Origin of the sequence: Pseudomonas sp. PB105 (assembly GCF_009764655.1) — a bacterium.
GTDB lineage: Bacteria > Pseudomonadota > Gammaproteobacteria > Pseudomonadales > Pseudomonadaceae > Aquipseudomonas > Aquipseudomonas cyclaminis.
Map to the genome: position 1 here is coordinate 1 of NZ_RWIO01000070.1, position 2,330 is coordinate 2,330.

A 2,330-nucleotide genomic window follows, 5' to 3' on the forward strand; every position below is an offset into this window, starting at 1 on the left:
GTCGGTCGAACTCGGCCGCCTGCAGGACGACAGCCCAAACACCGCCGAAACCGGACTGATTGATGCCCTGACCGGCTTCTTCAAGCGTTTCGCTGCAGGTGCGCTGCCCACCGAAACCACTCCACCCCAAACAGAGAGCAAACCCCCAATGGATGAAGCTACAGCAACGGCTCTGACGGCCCTGGTGGCGCAGCTGCTGGTTGTCGCTGCCGGCCTTCAAGCCGTCATTGAGCCCGCCGCCGCAGATGCACCAGAGCCTGATCAGGACCTGATCGATGACGTCAGCACGGCCGTGGACGACATCGTGGCCACCGCCGAGCAAGAGCGCGAATTCCGCCGCCAGAGCAAGGGCAACCAGTCCGTACTTGCCAAGCTGGATGCACTGCAGAAGCAGTTCAGCGCCCTGCAGAACAACTCCACCGGTCGCCAGTTGCCGCGCAATCCTGGCCCGGTAACCACCGTCAAAAAGCGGGTGCTCTAACATGGCCTATTCACTGAGCGCCTTCGGCGCCCAAATGTTCGCGGAGCTACAACTCGCCATCGCGGAAAGCTATGGCGTCGACCTGGCTACCAAGATGTTCAGTGTCGACCCGACCATTGCCCAGGAACTGAACGACGCCATCACGGCCAAGTCGGACTTCCTGGAGCGTATCAACGTCATTCCGGTGACCGAGATCAAAGGTCAGAAGGTCTTCATTGGCGTGTCGGGCCCGGTCACCGGCCGGACCAACACCAAGACCACCGACCGCGAAGCCAAAGATGCGTCCTCGCTGGATCAGGACACCTACGAGCTGTCGTCGACCGAGTCCGATGTGGGGCTGCCTTACGCCAAGATCGATGCCTGGGCCAAGTTCCCGGACTTCCATCAGCGTTACTCCGCAGCTGTGCAGAAGCAGATCGCGCTGGACCGCATCATGGTCGGCTTCCACGGCACCCATGCTGCCGTGCAGACCGACATCGAAAAATACCCGATGCTGCAGGACGTCAACAAAGGCTGGCTGCAACAGGCCCGGGAACAGATCCCGGCCCAGGTCCTCAAGGAAGGCAAGGTCGCCGGCAAAGTCACCCTCGGCGCCGGTGGCGACTATGCCAACCTCGATGCCCTGGTCCACGACACCAAACAACTGGTAGACGAACGTCTGCGCGATGCCGGCGACCTGATCGCGATCATCGGCACCGACCTGCTGGCCGCTGACAAGGCCAAGCTGTATTCCAAGCAAGGCGACACCCCGACCGAAAAAGAGCGTATCGAAGAAGCCCAGGTAATCGCCACCTACGGCGGCCTGCCGAGCTTTAGCGTGCCGTTCTTCCCGGTCAATGGCGTGGTCGTCACCAGTTGGGACAACCTGTCGATCTACTTCCAGGACTCCAGCTGGCGCAAGCAGACCGTCGACAATCCAAAGCGCTCCCGCGTTGAGGACTACAACAGCCGCAATGAAGGTTATGTGATCGAGCAGCTGGAAAAGTTCGCCATGACCGAAAACGTGGAGCTGGTGGCGTGAGTCTGGCCCTTGCGCACAAGCGCCGCACTATCGCGCTGGGAGGCGCCGCCATTACGGCGGCTGCCGTCTCCGCAGCGCTCCCTTACTCGCCGGCGGAAGCCCTGAGCAGCCCCGCCAATGCACGCAAGCACCTGCTGCTGCAGGAAGCGGCATTGGACCAGGACCTGGCGCGCATCAGTGCGATCAATGGCCTGGCCGGACGCCAGGCACTCAAGCGCGACGAGCTGCTGCCCAAGTATCAGGAATACGTGCAGCGCTACTGCGAGTCGGGTTTGGTCTTCCCAAATCGCGTTGCGGTGCAGGTGTTGGTCTGGCTGTTAGATACCGCCCAGTTCGAAGACGCCCTGGAGCTGGCCGACGTCCTGATCGAGCAGGGCCAGCAGATGCCGGAGCGCTTCAAGCGCCGCGACATCCAGACCTTTGTCGCTGACGCCGTGTGTGAGTGGGCCTACGCCGAATACAAAGCCAACCGCAGTCCAGAGCCTTACCTCTCCGACTTGCTGCCCCTGGTCGACGGTGAGTGGCAACTGACGGAGCAGATCCCGAGCAAGTACCACAAGTTGATCGGTATGCGCGCCATGGAGGCCGGGAATTTTGAGGTCGCACTCAAGCACCTGGAGCGCTCAACGGAGCTGTACGCACAGGCTGGCAACGACACCCGCATCGAAAAGGTCCGCAGGGCCCTGGCAAAACAAGCGGCCGCTAACCCGGCCACCGAATAACCGACTACCCCCCCCAGCGGGGACCTGTGGAAGTGAGCCGCCCATTTATGGACCGTCCCACTGAAAACAGGCTCCCCGCCCTATTTGAGCGGTCAGCATGAGCTTT

Annotated in this window: 2 protein-coding genes and 1 pseudogene; all 3 read left to right on the forward strand. The window is 61.7% G+C overall.

Features of this window, described 5'->3' with window-relative positions; translation table 11 throughout:
- Positions 1 to 481, forward strand: a pseudogene (locus EJD88_RS18505) (capsid scaffolding protein); the annotation flags it as partial.
- Between the two features lies 1 nt (position 482).
- Positions 483 to 1,502, forward strand: a complete 1,020-nt coding sequence (locus tag EJD88_RS18510; protein WP_065909410.1) for a phage major capsid protein, P2 family — start codon at positions 483 to 485, stop codon at positions 1,500 to 1,502.
- On the forward strand, positions 1,499 to 2,224 hold the full coding sequence (gene gpM, locus EJD88_RS18515) for a phage terminase small subunit (RefSeq protein WP_158878697.1): 726 nt from the start codon (positions 1,499 to 1,501) through the stop codon (positions 2,222 to 2,224). Before EJD88_RS18510 ends, gpM begins: the two co-directional genes overlap by 4 nt.
- Positions 2,225 to 2,330: the final 106 nt, after the last annotated feature.